This window comes from Lautropia mirabilis (assembly GCF_900637555.1).
GTDB classification, from domain to species: Bacteria; Pseudomonadota; Gammaproteobacteria; order Burkholderiales; family Burkholderiaceae_E; genus Lautropia; species Lautropia mirabilis.
Map to the genome: position 1 here is coordinate 2,324,635 of NZ_LR134378.1, position 15,854 is coordinate 2,340,488.

The window sequence follows — 15,854 nt, forward strand, 5'->3', positions numbered from 1 at the left end:
GCAGCTCAGCGGTAGTCCCGCGAGGCACCGGTAGCCAGCTGCCCCAGCAGGGGGCTCAGGTCATGCAGCCGGCGTGCAATCAGGTGGCGCACGCCGTCCACCACCTCCCAGCGTCCATCGACGGCCAGCAGCCGGCTGCCCACCAGCACCCGGCGGCTGCGCACCGCCAGGTCCTGCCAGACCACCACGTTCACCGTCCCCCACTCATCCTCCAGCGTCACGAAGGTGACGCCGCTGGCCGTGGGCGGCCGCTGCCGCATGATCACCAATCCGGCCGCCCGCACGCCACGCCCATGGGGAAGATCCTGCAGGGCACGGCTTTCCAGGCAGCGTCTTTCCTGAAGCTGCGATCGCAGCAACGCCAGCGGATGCGTCGTCAGGCTGAGACCCTGCGAGCGATAGTCAGCCAGCAGCTCCTGCGCCACCGAAGGGTGGGGCAGGTCCACGGTCTGCTCCTGCGGTGACTGTGCAAACAGCGGCGTGGGTTCCTCCACGCCGGCCACCGCCCAGTGTGCCGCGTGACGGTGGGTCGCCAGGGCTCGCAATGCACCGGCCTCGGCCAGCAGGCTGGCCTCGCGCGCATCCAGCCCGGCTCGGTGACAAAGGTCGGCCACATCCCGGAAGGCATGCCGGGACGGCTCGGCGCCACCAAGCGCCAGCCGGGCCGCCACGATGCGCCGCGCCGCGGCTTCACTCAGCCCATGCACCTGCCGGAATCCAAGCCGCAGGGCCGGCTGGGCGCCGCCCGGTTTGCCACCTTCCAGCGTGTTGTCCCAGTGGCTGTGGAACACATCCACCGGCCGCACGGTCACACCGTGGCGACGGGCATCCTGCAGCAGGCTGCTGGCCGAATAGAAGCCCATCGGCTGGGAATTGAGCAGCGCACAGACGAACGCGGCCGGCTCATGGCGCTTGAGCCAGCAGCTCACGTAGGTGATCAGTGCGAACGCGCAGGCATGGCTTTCCGGAAAACCATAGTTGGCAAATCCCTTCAGCTGCTCGAAGATCCGCTCGGCAAACGCCAGGCTGTAGCCGCGTTCCTGCATGCCGCCCACCAGGCGCTGGCGGTGGATCTCCAGGTCACCGTGACGGCGCCAGGCCGCCATCGAACGCCGCAGATGGTCAGCCTCGCCCGGGGTGTAGCCGGCGGCGACAATGGCCAGCTTCATGGCCTGCTCCTGAAAGAGCGGCACGCCCAGCGTGCGCTCGAAGACCTCGCGCAGCGCCTCGGACGGATAGTTGACCGGCTCCAGCCCCTGACGACGGCGCAGGTACGGATGCACCATGTCGCCCTGGATGGGGCCGGGGCGGACAATGGCCACCTGAATGACCAGATCGTAGAAGCAGCGGGGCCGCAGCCGCGGCAGCATCGACATCTGGGCACGGGATTCGATCTGGAAGACCCCCACGGTATCGGCCGCACTGATCATGTCGTAGGTGGCGTCATCATCGGGCGGGATGGTGGCCGGTGTCAGGTGACGGCCGCGGTGCCGCGCCAGCAGCGCCAGTGTCTTGCGCACGCAGGTCAGCATGCCCAGCGCCAGGCAATCCACCTTCAGCATGCCCAGCACGTCCAGGTCGTCCTTGTTCCACTGGATGATGGTTCGCGCCGGCATGGCCGCATTCTCGATGGGCACCAGACGGGATAGCGGGCCGTCGGAGATCACGAACCCGCCCACGTGCTGCGACAGGTGGCGGGGATGATCGCGCAGCGCCTCCACCAGATGCAGCAGCCGCTGCATCAGCGGCGTGGCCGGATCGAAACCGGCCTCCGCCAGCCGGTCGGTCACGTCGTCGCCATAGCCACCGCGCCCGAAACAGGCCCCAATGGCCGTGACCTGATCGGGCGGAAAGCCCAGTGCCCGGGCCACGTCACGCGCCGCGCTGCGCCCCCGGTAGCAGATGACATTGGCTGTCAGCGCCGCCCGCGCCCGACCATACTTGCCGTAGATGTACTGAAAGACCTCCTCGCGCCGTTCGTGCTCGAAATCCACGTCGATGTCGGGCGGCTCGTTGCGCTCGCGGCTGATGAAGCGCTCGACCAGCACCTGCATCCGAGAAGGGTCCACCTCGACGATGCCCAGCACGAAACAGACGGCCGAATTGGCGGCCGATCCGCGCCCCTGGCAGAGAATGCCCTGGCTACGCGCAAAGCGCACGATGTCGTGAACCGTGAGGAAGTAGGGCTCATAGCCCAGATCGGCAATCAGCGCCAGTTCGTGCTCGACCAGCCCGACAACCCGTTCGGGCGCACCCTGCGGCCAGCGCCAGCGCAGCCCTTGCTCGGCCAGATGGCGCAGCCATGAGGTGGGCGTGTGCCCCTCCGGCACCAGCTCCTGCGGATAGCGGTACTGCAGGCTGTCCAGCCTGAAGGTGCACCGCTTCGCAATCTCCAGCGTCTCGGCCAGCAGCGCCGGCGGATAGATCCCGGCCAGCGCCTCACGGCGGCGCAGATGGCGCTCGCCATTGCGGAACAGCCAGCCGCCGGCCTCGGTCAGCGGCCGCCGATGGCGCAGCGCCGTCAGCGTGTCCTGCAGCGCCCGGCGGCGCTTCAGGTCCATGTGCACGTCGCCACAGGCCACCGGCGTCAGCCCCGTCTTCTGTGCCAGCGCCAGCAGATGCCTCAGCACGGCCGCATCATCGCGGTCACGATGCAGCTCCACCGCCAGCCAGGCGTGGGGGAAGATGCGCCGCACCCAGGCGGCCCGTTCCAGGGCCAGCCGGTCTTCGCCTGATTCGGGAACGGCAGGGGCCTCGTCGTCCATCCCCCTGGCCCCCAGCCCATCCAACCCATCCAGCACATCTGCCTGCTGCTCATCCGGCGCGTCGGCCTGCACCTCATCCGGATGCGGCGAAGGCAGCCACAGGCAGAGCAGCCCGGAAAGATCCAGTCCGGAGCGGCTGAAGTCCTCGCGCGTGAGCCGGTAGCAGCCCTTGCCGGCAGCCCGCCGCCCGGTGGTGATCAGGCTGCACAGCGCCTCGTAACCGGCCTGATCCTGCACCAGCAGCACGAAACGGGTTCCATCGACCAGCCGGAATTCGCTGCCGACAATGAGGGGCACCCCCGTGTTCCGGCTGGCCTCGAAGGCGCGCACGATGCCGGCCAGCGAGCACTCGTCGGTAATGGCCAGCGCCTGGTAGCCGCAGGCCCGGGCGCGCTCGAAGAGCTGCGCTGCGCTGGACGCCCCCCGCAGGAAGGTGAAGTCCGACAGGCAGTGCAGCTCGGCATAGGCCGGCGGCGGCATCGCCATGCCGGCATCGGCATCCTGCCCGGCAGCCCATGCGCCGGAGCATTCCCGCGCTGCTGGCTGGTCCTGGCGGATTTGTACCTTGGCCGCTGCCGGGGGTTCATGGCCACCTGTCATGCAAACCACCCTTGCAGCATCCAGGGCCCGTGCTGGCCCACGGCCGAGAATGCCCAGGCCAGCTGACCATTGGCCAGGCGCAGCACGTAATAGTCACGTTTCAGATCACCGCCGTCCCACCAGCCGGACTCCAGTCGCTCCGGTCCGCCAACAATCTCGGCCACGGGCTGGGTGAGCGGACGCGGCTCGGGCAGCATCCAGCCTGGCCGGGCCGGCCAGCCGGGCAGACGCTCTGGCGCGCGCCGGCCCACATCACGGCCGCCCCCGTCCATGGAGGCTCCCACCACCTTCTTCCAGGCATGTTCAGGGCGCGGATCGGCCACCGGCGCCACCCCATACACCGCATCCTCACCCAGCCGGACGCGCAGGCGCTCGCGCAGCTGCCCCCAGCCCTCGGCCCGCCCGATACGGGCATCGAACAGGTCACGACCCGGCGGCTGCAACGGCTGCAGGTCGCGGGCCACCAGGCGCAGCCCCACCACCGGCCGCTCCAGCACCACGGCCTCCAGCCGGCTGCGCAGCAGTTCGAAGAGCGTGGCCCCGTCATGTTCCGGTGCCAGCAGCCGCAGGCGCAGCGGCGTCGCGCCCGGCGCCGCCTCGTCAGACGTGCGTCGCGAACCGCGCTCATGATCCAGCCACGCCGTCAGCTGCTGCACCCCCCGGATGCGTCGTGCCAGAAAGGTCGCCAGATCCATCACCAGCCGACGCAGCGGAAACATCAGCGGCTGGTGGTCGGTCACGCCATACTCCAACTCCAGCCGCATGTCGAAATGCTCGGGCGGCTGGAACAGGGTCAGCGGCGGCTGCCGCCGGCCGCGCAGCTCGTCCAGACAGTGCAGCAGGGATTCCCCGAAGCGCCGCCGCAACCCGTCGGCCGGCATCTCGAAGACCTGCTGCAGCCGCCGGATGCCCAGCCGGTGCAGCCGCTCGCCGGCGCCATCAGGCAGGCCGGCACGTCGCACCGGCACCCGGGCCAGCAGTACTTGCAACTGTGCCGCATCGGTGGCCTGCAGGCCATCCTGCAGCCAGGCCAGCAGATGGGCCGCCCGGGGAAAGGGCGCCAGCGCGATGCGATGGCGGAACTGCAGATCCGACAGCTCGCGCCGCAGCCGTTCCTCGAAGGCAGGCCACCCGCCCATCAGCCCCAGGCTGCTGCCCACCTCCAGAACAAGGGCCTGCGGCCAGGCCGCGCAGACCTGATGGCTGAAGCGATAGGCCCAGGCCGCCAGCCACTGCTGCCAGCGCGGCAATGCGGCGGCATCATGGGGCAGGGCGATGAACTCGGCATGAATGGCACGGGCCACGGTCAGCTTCTGGCCGACCCGCAGCCCGCAACGTGCGGCAGCCGCATTGACGGCCACCAGGCTGCGGCATGTGGCTGGACCATCCACCAGCACCAGCGGTGCCTCCGGATCGGGCTGGCTGCGCCGGACCACGTCCAGCGCCAGCTCCGGCAAGGCAATGCAGGCCCACAGCATGGCTCAGGCCACCGGCAGGGCAATGGGGCGGGCAGGCACTGCGCCGCCCCGGCATTTCAGCACCTGCAGCCCGCCATCGGGCAGCAGCTGCAGCCGCAGCGCGGCCGGCGAGGGCTGGGGGGCATGGCGCACGGAACGCAGCGCCACGCCCAGCGCCTGCCCATGGTCGGCGGCCACCTGCAGCCGGCGTAGCGCCGCATGACTGGCCCCCTCGGGCCAGCCCAGCACGGCCGCACAGCTGCCCGACCGCAGGCACTGCTCGAAGGCCCAGAGCGCATCGGCCGGCTCGGGGGCATGGATGATCTCCAGCCGGGACAGCAGGACGCCTGCCCGCTGCCAGGCAATGGCACAGGGCACGAAGGGTGGCGCCACCAGCACCACCCGGCCACCGGCCTGCGACAGTCGCGCCAGCATAGGCCACAGCAGCCGCAGCTCGGACAGCCCCGGCGCCGGTGACAGCACCTCGGACAGCGAGGCGGCTGGCCATCCTCCCAGCGGCAGGGCCGCATCCAGCGCCCTGATGCCCGTGGCAATGCCGGCAGCCAGCGGCAGCGGTGCCGCCTGCCATTGCCAGACCTGCCGCCCCGCCAGCAGGCTGGCCAGCGTGACCGGCGAGGCCGGGGCAGGGTCCGACAGGGATGCCGCAGCCTGAGACGTGGCAATCATCTGTCCCATGGGAAGACCCCTACTCAGGGACGGCGCAGCAGGCCGCAGTAGATGCCCTCGATGGCGAAGTCTTCCCAGGGGGAAGGATCGATGGGCACATGCCGGGCATTGCGCGGCAGCAACCGCACCTGGCCATTGTGCTGCCAGAGCCGCTTGATGGTGATGCCGCCATCGACCCGGGCAATGACGATCTGGCCGTGCAGCGCCTGCGGCGTGGCCTTGCCGGCCACCAGGTCACCGTCAAGGATGCCGTCGTCGATCATTGAATCCCCCTGCACGCGCAGCAGGAAATCGGGCCGGGGCGAGAACAGCCAGCGGTCGATCTTCAGGTGACGCTCGATGCGGTCTCCGGCGAGGATCGGCTGACCGGCCGCCACCCGTCCCACCAGCGGCAGTCGCAGGGTGTCGGCTTCGTCATCGCCTGCTTCATCCCGTCCTGCATCCGCCCCGGCAGGGGCCGCCCCTTGCAGCAGCCGGATGCCCCGCGCCTTGCCGGGGCTGAGTTCGATGAGCCCACGCGCCGCCAGCGCCTGCAGGTGCTTGGCCGCCCCGGCGGGACTGGCCCAGCCGAAGGCGTGCATCAGTTCGTGCAGGGTAGGGGGCAGGCCATGGGTCTGCAGATGCCGGTGCAGGAAGTCCAGCACCTGACGCTGACGTTCGGTGAGTGCTCGCATGGTGTAAATTATTACACCAATATCTCCCCGACGTCATCCTTCATCAGGGCGACCTCCTCATCGCGCGCGCCCACGGCCGGGTGCGGTGCATCGGGCGGCAGCTTCTGCAGCCAGTCATCCAGTGCCTCCACCGCCATCGGCCGGGCCAGCAGGTAGCCCTGCAGCTCGTCGCACTGCAGGACCAGCAGGATGTCGCGCTGCCCCTCGGTCTCCACGCCCTCGGCCACCACCCGCAGTCCCAGCTGATGGGCCAGCTGGATCACCGCACTCACGATGGCCCGCGCATCCGGCCGCACCTCGATGTCGGCCACGAAGCTGCGGTCGATCTTCAGCTGCCGGGCAGGTAGCTGCCGCAGGTAGCTGAGGCTGGAATAGCCGGTCCCGAAGTCGTCGATCGACAGGTAGACGCCGATGCGCGAGAGCGCCTCGAAGGCACGCTGGGTGCTCTCGATGTCCTCCATCGCCACCGATTCGGTGATCTCGCACAGCAGCTGGCTGGGCATCACCTGGTAGCGGGCCAGGGCGGACTCGATGCGCGGCACCAGCTCCTCGGTGCGCAGCTGGTGGACCGACAGGTTGATCGCCACATTCATCGAAAGCCCCTCGTCGGCCCAGACGCGCATCTGGCGGCAGCTTTCCTCGATCACCCAGTTGCCCAGCCCGTTGATCAGCCCGAAGCGCTCGGCAATCGGGATGAAGACGTTGGGCCCCACCATGCCGCGCGTGGGGTGCTGCCAGCGCAGCAGCGCCTCCACGCCCTGCAGCCGTCCCAGCCGGGCATCGATCTTGGGCTGATAGTGCAGCTGCAGCTCGCCGCGCTCCAGCGCGTGACGCAGGTCCTGCTGCAGGCTCAGCTGATCCTGCAGCCCCTCGTTCATCCGCGACTCGAAAAGCGCATAGGTATTGCCGCCGGCCCGCTTGGCGGTGTACATGGCCGCATCGGCGTTCTGCACCAGCTTCAGGCGGTCGCCATGCTCCGGGTACAGCGCCACCCCTACCGATCCGGAAAGCGTCACCTGGTGGCCCTGAACCTCCAGCGGCTGCGCCAGCACCTGGATCACCCGGTTGGCCAGGCTGGCGCAATCGGCCACATCCGAAACATCCTCGGCCAGCAGCACGAACTCGTCTCCGCCAATGCGGGCCACCGTGTCGCTGTCCCGCGTGGTCGTGCGCAACCGGCGGGCGGCTTCCTTCAGCACCTCGTCACCCACCGCGTGGCCCAGCATGTCGTTGATCGGCTTGAAGCCGTCCAGGTCCACGAACAGCACAGCCACCTTGCGCGGCTCGCGCCGTGCGCGGCTGTCATCATCACGGTCGTAACGCTGCATCGCATGCAGCAGCCGATCCTCGAAGAGCATCCGATTGGGCAGCCCGGTCAGCGGATCGATGAAGGCGCGCCGGCGCAGTTCCTCATTGGCCGATTCCAGCTGCATGTTGGCCTTCGTGAGCGCCTTTCGCCCCCGCCGGAAAAAGAGCAGCAGCGCCACATGGGAGGCAAGGATGACGAGCAGCACCGAAGTCGCCACCACGCCGGAAAGATGGAAATCAGGCAGGAATTCCAAGACGGGGCTCACCCAGAGAGAGGATGTCGGTGTGGCGGCGCCATGCCGGCCGCCCACACGGATCGGCCCGAACATAAAGGAATAATTTCCAGCCTCACGCCCCCATCCGCCTGCCGGCATCCCATGCCGACCGATGGCGCGCCGGCATTGACGACGACCCGGGCCGACCGGCCATCAAATCCCACCACAAAGGGCCGAATCTGCCCCCCGAAGACGACCCTGGCGGATAGACTAGAGGGTGTCGTGGAGCTTGACCGGGCCATGGCCTCACGGTGCGTCCCGTGACAGCCCATGGTCGGACGGCCAGACGCCATCCGGCACATGACGACCCAATAATCAGAATCCTGACCATACGGATCCCTTTCGCCATGAGCGACGTCGCACTCACCATCAGCCTGCTGTCCCTGGTCGCCATCCTGGGCCTTGGCATCGGTCACATCCGCCTGCGCGGCGTCAGCCTGGGCATCGGCGGGGTGCTTTTCGGCGGCATCATCGTCGGACACTTCCTCACCCGCCACAATTTCGCGCTCAACGAGCACACGATGCACTTCATCCAGGAGTTCGGGCTCATCCTGTTCGTCTACACGATCGGGATCCAGGTGGGCCCAGGCTTCTTCTCCTCGCTGCGCCAGAGCGGCCTGCGTCTGAACGGCGTGGCCATGGCCATTGTCGGCCTGGGCGGCCTCATGGTCATCCTGCTGCACCTGCTGCTGGACATCCCGCTGGCCGTCATTCTCGGCATCTTCTCCGGTGCCGTCACCAACACGCCCTCGCTGGGCGCGGGCCAGCAGGTGCTGGCCGAACTCAGCGGCGAGAGCAGCGCCGAAATCATGGGCATGGGCTACGCCATCGCCTACCCGATCGGCATCCTGGGCATCCTGTTCTCCATGTGGTTCATCCGCATCGTGTTCCGCATCGACGTGAATGCCGAGGAACGCCAGTACGAGGAAAGCCTCTCCCAGCGCCAACATGGCCTGGAGAGCTGCAACGTGCGCGTCACCAACACGAACCTTGATGGCCTGCAGATCGCCGATATCCCCGATTTCGAGCGCCACGACGTGATGTATTCGCGTCTCAAGCGCGGCGAGCAGTTCTTCATCCCGCGCGTGCACACCCGGCTGCAGATGGGTGACGTGCTGCACCTGGTCGGCAGCCCAGCCGCCCTCAAGCGCATGCAGGTCATCATCGGCGAACTGGCCAATGTCAGCACCTCCACCCGGGGCACGGCCTACCGCTCGGTCCGTGCCGTCGTCACCAACGACGCCGTCATCAGCAAGAAGATCCGTCACCTTGACCTGCAGTCGCACTACGACGTGGTGATCTCCCGGCTCAACCGCGCCGGCATCGAACTGGTTCCCACCGGCGGCATGGCCCTGCAGTTCGGCGACGTGATCAACCTCGTGGGCCGCCAGGAAGACATCGACACCGTGATGGCCATGGTGGGCAACGCCCAGCAGAAGCTGCAGCAGGTGCAGATGATGCCCATCTTCATCGGCATCGGCCTGGGCGTGCTGCTGGGCTCCATCCCCCTCTACGTGCCGGGGCTGCCGGTGGCACTCAAGCTCGGTCTGGCCGGCGGCCCGCTGGTCGTGGCCATCATCCTGGCCCGTATCGGCAGCCTGGGCAAGCTCTACTGGTTCATGCCCCCCAGCGCCAACCTGGCGCTGCGCGAGATCGGCATCGTGCTGTTCCTGGCCGTGGTGGGCATCAAGGCCGGCGGCCACTTCTTCCACACGCTGCTCAGTCAGGACGGCGTGTCCTGGCTGGGCTATGGCGCCATCATCACTATCGTGCCACTGCTGGTCGTGGGCATGCTGGCTCGCGGCGTGGGCAAGATGAACTACCTGACGCTCTGCGGCCTGCTGTCCGGCGCCATGACCGATCCCCCGGCGCTGGCCTTTGCCAACGGCATCAAGGAAGACAGCGGCGCCCCCGCGCTGGCCTATGCCACCGTCTACCCGCTGGTGATGTTCATGCGCATCATCCTGCCACAGCTGCTGGCCGTGCTGCTGTGGGCAGGCAGCTGAGGATCCGCTGACAGGGCAGGGCAAGACCCGGCATCCCGGAAAGATCCTGCCAACGGGAGTAGACTGGAAAGTCGTGGGCCCCACGGCCCACCTTCAGGGAGGAGGCACCATGTCCCGCTGGATCGACCACACCATCTGGTGGCATGTCTATCCCCTGGGCTTTGCCGGGGCGCCCATACGCCCCACGCCTGAGGAACGGGCACTGTCCCCCCGGCTGGACCGCCTGTTGCCGTGGCTCGACTACCTGATCGAACTGGGCGCCAACGGCCTGGCCCTGGGGCCCATCTTCCAGTCCGAAAGCCACGGCTACGACACGCTGGATTTCTACCGCATCGACAGCCGGCTGGGCGACGACGCCACCTTCGACCATCTGGCCCGCGCCTGCCAGGAACGCGGCATCCATCTGATGCTCGATGGCGTGTTCAACCATGTGGGGGTTGGGCATCCGCGCTTTCAGGCCGCGCTGGCGGGCAATGATCCCGCTGCCGAGGCCATGTTCCGCATCCACCGCACCGAAGCCGGCGTCCATTACGACGACTTCGAGGGCCACCAGGCCCTGCCTGCCCTCAATCACGACGCCCCGGCCGTCGTCGATCGGGTGGTCGATGTCATGTGCCACTGGCTGCGACGCGGCGCCTCGGCCTGGCGTCTGGACGCCGCCTATGCCGTCAAGCCCGAATTCTGGACCCAGGTACTGCCACGCGTGCGCGCCGAATTCCCCGACACCTGGATCGTCGGCGAGGTCATACACGGCAACTATCCGGACATCGTGCGACGCTCCGGCATGGATGCCGTCACCCAGTACGAGTTGTGGAAGGCCGCCTGGAGCGCGCCGCTGGAGGGCAACTTCTTCGAGCTGGACTGGTGTCTGAAGCGCCACAACGACTTTCTGGCCAGCTTCGTGCCGATGACCTTCATCGGCAACCACGATGTCACCCGCATTGCCAGCCGCATCGGCAACGACAAGGCCGCCCTCGCTGCCACCATCCTCTTCACCGTGGGGGGCATCCCGTCCATCTACTACGGCGACGAACAGGCCTTCCAGGGCATCAAGACCGACAGGGAAGGGGGCGATGACGAAGTGCGCCCCGCCTTTCCCGACACGCCAGCGGCGCTGTCCCCCCTGGGCGAGCCCATGCGCCGGATCCATCATGACCTGATCGGGCTGCGCCGCCGCAACCCCTGGCTGGTGAATGCCACCACCACGCCCACCCAGGTGGAAGCGCGCACCTACGTCTACGACGTCAACGGCCGGGAAGGGCAGCGACTGAACGTTGCCCTGCGACTGGACCCCAGCCCGATGGCAGACATCCACGCCGCGGATGGCACGCATCTGCTGCACGTGGGGGCGTAAGGCGAAAGCCGAACGCCAGAGCCAGAGCCAGAGCCAGAGCCAGAGCCAGAGCCAGAGCCAGAGCCAGAGCCAGAGCCAAAGCCAAAGCCAAAGCCAAAGCCAAAGCCAAAGCCAAAAAACAGAAAGGCCGCCAACAGCGTGAGCTGGGCGGCCTTCGAAAAACTGGAGCGGGAAACGAGTCTCGAACTCGCGACCTCAACCTTGGCAAGGTTGCGCTCTACCAACTGAGCTATTCCCGCGAAGAGATGAAATTATGGCACAAAAAAGATGCGGTGTGCAAGCGTCTGGCAAAAAATTTTGTGTCGTAAAAATAAAACAGCTTGACCGGGGATTCCCGGGGAAGGGCGGACGACACCCTTTCGGGGCAGTGGACGGACACAGGCGCCACACAGCCCGCCAGACGGAGCCCACCAGACAGCCACCGCAGCCCCGGAAGGACCACGTCCCCGACAGGCTCCACGAGCATCGTCAGGCGTCAGGCCGGCTGCGCGGGATTCACCGGCGCCAATACCTCCATCAGCAGCCGCTTGTGCAGGGCACGGACCCGCGCCTGTGAAACCGGCGCACCATCGCCAGCACCGAACAGGACCTGCTGCATCAGCCACAACGCACCCGGCATCGTCCCGAAGAAATAGTCCTCGTTGCTGAAGTCGCCACGGATCAGACCCTTCTCGATGCAGAGATCCAGAAAGCGGCGATCACCGAAGAGACTGCGCTCCAGCATCCGCCGGGCCCATTGCTGCACCACATCAGGAATGCGCCCGCTTTCCGTCATCAGCAGCCGGAAGGCTGCAACCGCACGCGGGTCGCTCAGCTGGGCATAGATGCGGTCCAGATAGCGGTCCAGCAGCTCGGACAGCGAAACAGCCTCCTCACCTTCAAGCAGCGCCTCGCAGTGGTGGCCCTCCCAGGGCAGCAACAGCATGCTCAGCATGCCCTCGAAGACTTCTTCCTTGCTGCCGTAATGCGCATAGATGCCCGACTTGGAGATGCCCGCACGCATGGCGATGCGCTCCAGCGACGTGGCGGCAAATCCTCCGATCGAGAACTCCTCGACAGCGGCCTCCAGGATCTCGCGCTTGCGCTCGGCAGCGGGCAGATAACGCCGCTTGCCCCCCGGGCGGTTGCCATCGTTTGGCAGGGAACGCTCGGCCAATTCATCCTCCTCTTGCATGGTCGGGACCCGAAGCTGGCTGAAATGAAAAGATCGTCGGCCAGACGCACAGGCATGCACCTGCCACCTCACTGGCAGCAGCCCGCACGCCTGGCACGGCACGTCGGCCCTCAGCACACGTTGCGTCAACCGACAGCCCTGATTTTACTTCGATGGTGCCACAAAATATAGCCAACTCTTCCAAAACGCCGTCTTCATCGTTCAAAAATGGTGATTGACATGAACAGATTGCCAACGGCTGCTGCAGACCCGGCAGGGCAGTACCATCAGCTCCGTTCACCATTTTTCGGGAGGCCCTGATGGAACGACTTTTCTCATACGGCACACTGCAACTGCCCGACGTGCAGACCGCCACCTTCGGCCGGCTGCTGCAAGGGCAGGCCGACAGCCTCGTCGGCTTCCGGCAGGAGATGCTGGCCATCCGCGACCCGGACGTCGTGAAGCTCAGCGGCAAGACCCATCATCCCATCCTGCTGGCCACCGGCAACCCGGCCGACACGGTCTCGGGCACCGTCTTCCTGATCACGCCCGAGGAACTGGCCCAGGCCGACAAGTACGAGGTGAGCGACTATCGCCGCGTCCTGGCCCCGCTGACCAGCGGCGGCAGTGCCTGGGCCTACGTGGCCCAGGAAAGCAGCACCGACGCCGCCTGAGGTCAGCGGGCATCCGGACTGACGGCTGCACCGCAGATATCCTTCAGGACATCCACAGGCTGGCTGTCGTCCGCATCGCGCCCCACCGTACAGCGTACAGGGAAAGAAGCGGCCTTGTGTGAATCACGCCACGGGCCGTGGCGGATCCTTCTGGCACCATAGGGCAACGCCTTGTCGAGATCACCCATGCAGATCCGCCAGACATTCGCCCCGTTGCTGGCCGCCGCCGTTGCGGCCGTCGCCCTCTGGTCGGGCATCGCCCCGATCGACCGTGCCGTCTGGTGGGCCGAGGTCACGCCCATCTTCATCGTGTACGGTGCGCTGCTGGTCACCGCACGCTGGTTCCGCTTCAGCAACCTGGCCTATGCCCTGATGAGCGGCTGGATGCTGCTGCACCTGGTGGGTGCGCACTACACCTTTGCCAACGTGCCCTTCGAATGGGGCAACCGGCTGCTGTCGCCGCTGCTGGGCGAATCGCGCAACCACTTCGACCGCGTGGCCCACTTCATCATCGGCCTCTACAGCTACCCCATGGCCGAATGGCTGCTGCGCCGCCGGCTCTGCGGCATGGGCGTGGCCTTCTTCTTCTCGCTCTTCTTCATCATGAGCGTGGCCGCCGCCTATGAGATCATCGAGTGGCAGTACGCCGTCATCGACGGCGGAAATGCCGGCATCGAGTTCCTGGGCTCGCAGGGCGACATCTGGGACGCCCAGAAGGACATGCTGGCCGACACGCTGGGCGCACTGACGGCGCTGCTGCTCTACCTGGTCGTCCGACCGGACCGGACGATGCGGATGGCGGGGCAGCAAGCAGGCCCGGGAGCAGGGCGCTGAACCCAGGGTGACAGGAGTGATGAACGCCCCTGTGAACAGCCCTCGGGGCAGAGGCTGAGACGGCCCAGCCCATCAGTTCAGGGGGATGCCGGAAGGCAAGCAGCCAGATTTAACAATCTTCAAAACCAGGACTTGCAAGTCTCCGAAATATCTCTATAATCCTGATTCTCGTCGATGCGGGAATAGCTCAGTTGGTAGAGCGCAACCTTGCCAAGGTTGAGGTCGCGAGTTCGAGACTCGTTTCCCGCTCCAGTTTTCAAAGGCCGCCCAGCGCATGCTGTTGGCGGCCTTTTCGTTTTCTGCGCTCAGGCTGTCGGCTACCGTCGTCTGCCTTGTTGGCCGGCCTGTTTTTTCCCCCTGGAAGAAACCTTGACCATGGGTGTGACACTCCGCCCCATCACGGCACGGACTCCTACACTGTAAAAGTCCGTGCTTCCTGTCGTCGTCCCTCATCGACAGAGCCCACGGAGCATCCTGAACGACTGCACGAAGGAGACTCCACCATGGCCTATCAGACGACCAACCCCTATACCGGCAAGACCCTGAAGACCTTTCCCGATGCCACCGATGCCGAAGTGGCCCAGGCCCTGGAACGCGGCCACGCCGCCTTTCAGCAATGGCGCCTGAAGCCCGTCAGGGAACGGGTGACGTTCCTGCAGAAGGCAGCCGACCTGCTGCGCGCCAAGCGTACCGAATACGCGAAGCTTCTCACCACCGAGATGGGCAAGCTGCTGGCCGAGGCCGAGGCTGAGGTGGAATTGTCGGCGGCCATCCTGGAATACTACGTGAAGCATGCCGAGGCAGAGCTGGCCCCGCAGCCGCTGCCCTGCGAGGATCCCGTCGTGTCCGAGGCCCAGCTGGTCCACGAGCCGCTGGGCATCATCCTGGCCATCGAACCCTGGAACTTCCCGTACTACCAGATTGCCCGCATCATGGCGCCGCAGCTGGCAGCGGGCAACGTCATCCTCCTGAAGCATGCCTCCAACGTGCCGCAATCGGCCGCCGCCTTCGAGAAGCTGATGCAGGAGACGGGGCTGCCGGCAGGGTGCTTCCAGAACCTGTACGCCACGCGGGGCCAGATCGAGACAATCATCAACGACCCGCGCGTGCAGGGCGTGGCCCTGACAGGCTCCGAAGGAGCAGGGGCCCTGGTGGCAGCCCAGGCGGGCAGGGCACTGAAGAAATCCACGATGGAACTGGGCGGCTCGGATGCCTTCATCGTGCTGGACGACGCCGACCTGGACAAGGCGGTGAAATGGGCCGTGTTCGGACGCCACTGGAACGGGGGGCAGGTCTGCTGCTCGTCCAAGCGCATCATCGTGCATGAATCGATTCATGACGAGTTCGTCCGGCGCTACACCGAGGGGGTGGCGCAGCTGAAGGCGGGCGATCCGATGGAGGCGTCCACCACGCTGGCCCCGCTGTCGTCGCAACAGGCGGCCGACGACGTGCGCCGCTGGATCGATGAAGCCGTGGCCCACGGCGCCACGGCCACCGTGATCGGGGCCGAGGTGCCCAGGCAGGGCGCCTTCGTGCGACCGGTGCTGCTCACCGGGGTGAAGCCCGGAAACCCGGTCTACCACCACGAGTTCTTCGGCCCGGTCTCGATGATCTTCAAGGTGAAGGACGAGGACGAGGCCATCCGGCTGGCCAACGACTCGCCGTTCGGCCTGGGCGGCTCGGTGTTCACGCAGGACATTGAGCGCGGCAAGCGGGTGGCCGCGCAGATCTCCACCGGCATGGTCTACATCAACCATCCCACGGCGGTGAAGGCTGACCTGCCATTTGGCGGAATACGCCGTTCGGGCTATGGCCGCGAGCTGATCGGCCTGGGCCTGAAGGAGTTCGTCAACCACAAGCTGGTCGGCGTCACCGACATCGACGGGGCATTCTGAGGCGACTCCCGTCACTTCACGGCGGCCGGCGGCGCATGCCGATGCTTCGCTGCCGGCCCCGGAGTGTGGTGTAATGCAGGGCGTGCTGCCCGAGTGGTGAAACTGGTAGACACAAGGGACTTAAAATCCCTCGACTTCGGTCATGCCGGTTCGATCCCGGCCTCGGGCACCA

General features: G+C 66.7%; 11 protein-coding genes and 3 tRNA genes. 7 read left to right on the top strand and 7 right to left on the bottom strand.

Annotated features, from left to right (window positions below; all coding sequences use genetic code 11):
- Positions 1-5: 5 nt before the first annotated feature.
- The 5 genes from EL249_RS09475 to EL249_RS09495 all read right to left on the bottom strand — a co-directional run bounded on the left by EL249_RS09475 (position 6) and on the right by EL249_RS09495 (position 7,820).
- Positions 6-3,251, bottom strand: a complete 3,246-nt coding sequence (locus EL249_RS09475; RefSeq protein ID WP_126348177.1) for an error-prone DNA polymerase — start codon at positions 3,249-3,251, stop codon at positions 6-8.
- A 110-nt stretch (positions 3,252-3,361) separates the two neighbouring features.
- Positions 3,362-4,843: a Y-family DNA polymerase gene (locus EL249_RS09480; RefSeq protein ID WP_005672858.1), complete on the bottom strand. Its 1,482-nt coding sequence runs from the start codon at positions 4,841-4,843 to the stop codon at positions 3,362-3,364.
- Between the two features lie 3 nt (positions 4,844-4,846).
- Positions 4,847-5,518, bottom strand: a complete 672-nt coding sequence (gene imuA, locus EL249_RS09485) for a translesion DNA synthesis-associated protein ImuA (protein WP_005672856.1) — start codon at positions 5,516-5,518, stop codon at positions 4,847-4,849.
- Between the two features lie 14 nt (positions 5,519-5,532).
- Positions 5,533-6,183, bottom strand: a complete 651-nt coding sequence (lexA, locus tag EL249_RS09490; protein WP_005672854.1) for a transcriptional repressor LexA — start codon at positions 6,181-6,183, stop codon at positions 5,533-5,535.
- 11 nt (positions 6,184-6,194) lie between these two features.
- A complete protein-coding gene (locus tag EL249_RS09495) occupies positions 6,195-7,820 on the bottom strand; it encodes a putative bifunctional diguanylate cyclase/phosphodiesterase (RefSeq protein WP_005672852.1) in 1,626 nt (541 codons plus the stop codon).
- Between the two features lie 293 nt (positions 7,821-8,113).
- Here EL249_RS09495 and EL249_RS09500 point away from each other — a divergent pair, with 293 nt between their 5' ends.
- On the top strand, positions 8,114-9,772 hold the full coding sequence (locus EL249_RS09500; RefSeq protein ID WP_005672849.1) for a putative transporter: 1,659 nt from the start codon (positions 8,114-8,116) through the stop codon (positions 9,770-9,772).
- Positions 9,773-9,881: 109 nt separating this feature from the next.
- Entirely contained in the window at positions 9,882-11,126 is a 1,245-nt protein-coding gene (locus EL249_RS09505) for an alpha-amylase family protein (RefSeq protein ID WP_005672848.1), read from the top strand.
- A 163-nt stretch (positions 11,127-11,289) separates the two neighbouring features.
- Here the strand turns inward: EL249_RS09505 and EL249_RS09515 are convergent.
- Together EL249_RS09515 and EL249_RS09520 are read right to left on the bottom strand one after the other, a co-directional pair.
- Positions 11,290-11,365 (bottom strand) — tRNA-Gly (locus EL249_RS09515).
- Between the two features lie 236 nt (positions 11,366-11,601).
- Positions 11,602-12,282 (bottom strand): TetR/AcrR family transcriptional regulator, encoded by a 681-nt coding sequence (locus tag EL249_RS09520; protein ID WP_050781800.1) that lies wholly within the window; start codon positions 12,280-12,282, stop codon positions 11,602-11,604.
- Positions 12,283-12,599: 317 nt separating this feature from the next.
- On the opposite strand from EL249_RS09520, the gene EL249_RS09525 reads away from it, so the two are divergent.
- The 5 genes from EL249_RS09525 to EL249_RS09545 all read left to right on the top strand — a co-directional run bounded on the left by EL249_RS09525 (position 12,600) and on the right by EL249_RS09545 (position 15,854).
- Positions 12,600-12,953: a gamma-glutamylcyclotransferase family protein gene (locus EL249_RS09525; RefSeq protein ID WP_005672846.1), complete on the top strand. Its 354-nt coding sequence runs from the start codon at positions 12,600-12,602 to the stop codon at positions 12,951-12,953.
- A 186-nt stretch (positions 12,954-13,139) separates the two neighbouring features.
- Complete coding sequence (locus tag EL249_RS09530; protein WP_005672844.1) at positions 13,140-13,787, top strand: DUF2238 domain-containing protein; 648 nt, start codon at positions 13,140-13,142, stop codon at positions 13,785-13,787.
- Positions 13,788-13,963: 176 nt separating this feature from the next.
- Positions 13,964-14,039: transfer RNA gene (locus tag EL249_RS09535), tRNA-Gly, on the top strand.
- Between the two features lie 251 nt (positions 14,040-14,290).
- Complete coding sequence (locus EL249_RS09540) at positions 14,291-15,682, top strand: NAD-dependent succinate-semialdehyde dehydrogenase (protein WP_005672843.1); 1,392 nt, start codon at positions 14,291-14,293, stop codon at positions 15,680-15,682.
- An 87-nt stretch (positions 15,683-15,769) separates the two neighbouring features.
- Positions 15,770-15,854 (top strand) — tRNA-Leu (locus EL249_RS09545).

What these genes read in the sequence shown, in the direction of transcription:
- EL249_RS09475 (WP_126348177.1), bottom strand. Translation starts at nt 3,251, where the DNA reads ATGGCGATGCCGCCGCCGGCCTATGCCGAGCTGCACTGCCTGTCGGAC.
- EL249_RS09480 (WP_005672858.1), bottom strand. Translation starts at nt 4,843, where the DNA reads ATGCTGTGGGCCTGCATTGCCTTGCCGGAGCTGGCGCTGGACGTGGTC.
- imuA (WP_005672856.1), bottom strand. Translation starts at nt 5,518, where the DNA reads ATGGGACAGATGATTGCCACGTCTCAGGCTGCGGCATCCCTGTCGGAC.
- lexA (WP_005672854.1), bottom strand. Translation starts at nt 6,183, where the DNA reads ATGCGAGCACTCACCGAACGTCAGCGTCAGGTGCTGGACTTCCTGCAC.
- EL249_RS09495 (WP_005672852.1), bottom strand. Translation starts at nt 7,820, where the DNA reads ATGTTCGGGCCGATCCGTGTGGGCGGCCGGCATGGCGCCGCCACACCG.
- EL249_RS09500 (WP_005672849.1), top strand. Translation starts at nt 8,114, where the DNA reads ATGAGCGACGTCGCACTCACCATCAGCCTGCTGTCCCTGGTCGCCATC.
- EL249_RS09505 (WP_005672848.1), top strand. Translation starts at nt 9,882, where the DNA reads ATGTCCCGCTGGATCGACCACACCATCTGGTGGCATGTCTATCCCCTG.
- EL249_RS09525 (WP_005672846.1), top strand. Translation starts at nt 12,600, where the DNA reads ATGGAACGACTTTTCTCATACGGCACACTGCAACTGCCCGACGTGCAG.
- EL249_RS09530 (WP_005672844.1), top strand. Translation starts at nt 13,140, where the DNA reads ATGCAGATCCGCCAGACATTCGCCCCGTTGCTGGCCGCCGCCGTTGCG.
- EL249_RS09540 (WP_005672843.1), top strand. Translation starts at nt 14,291, where the DNA reads ATGGCCTATCAGACGACCAACCCCTATACCGGCAAGACCCTGAAGACC.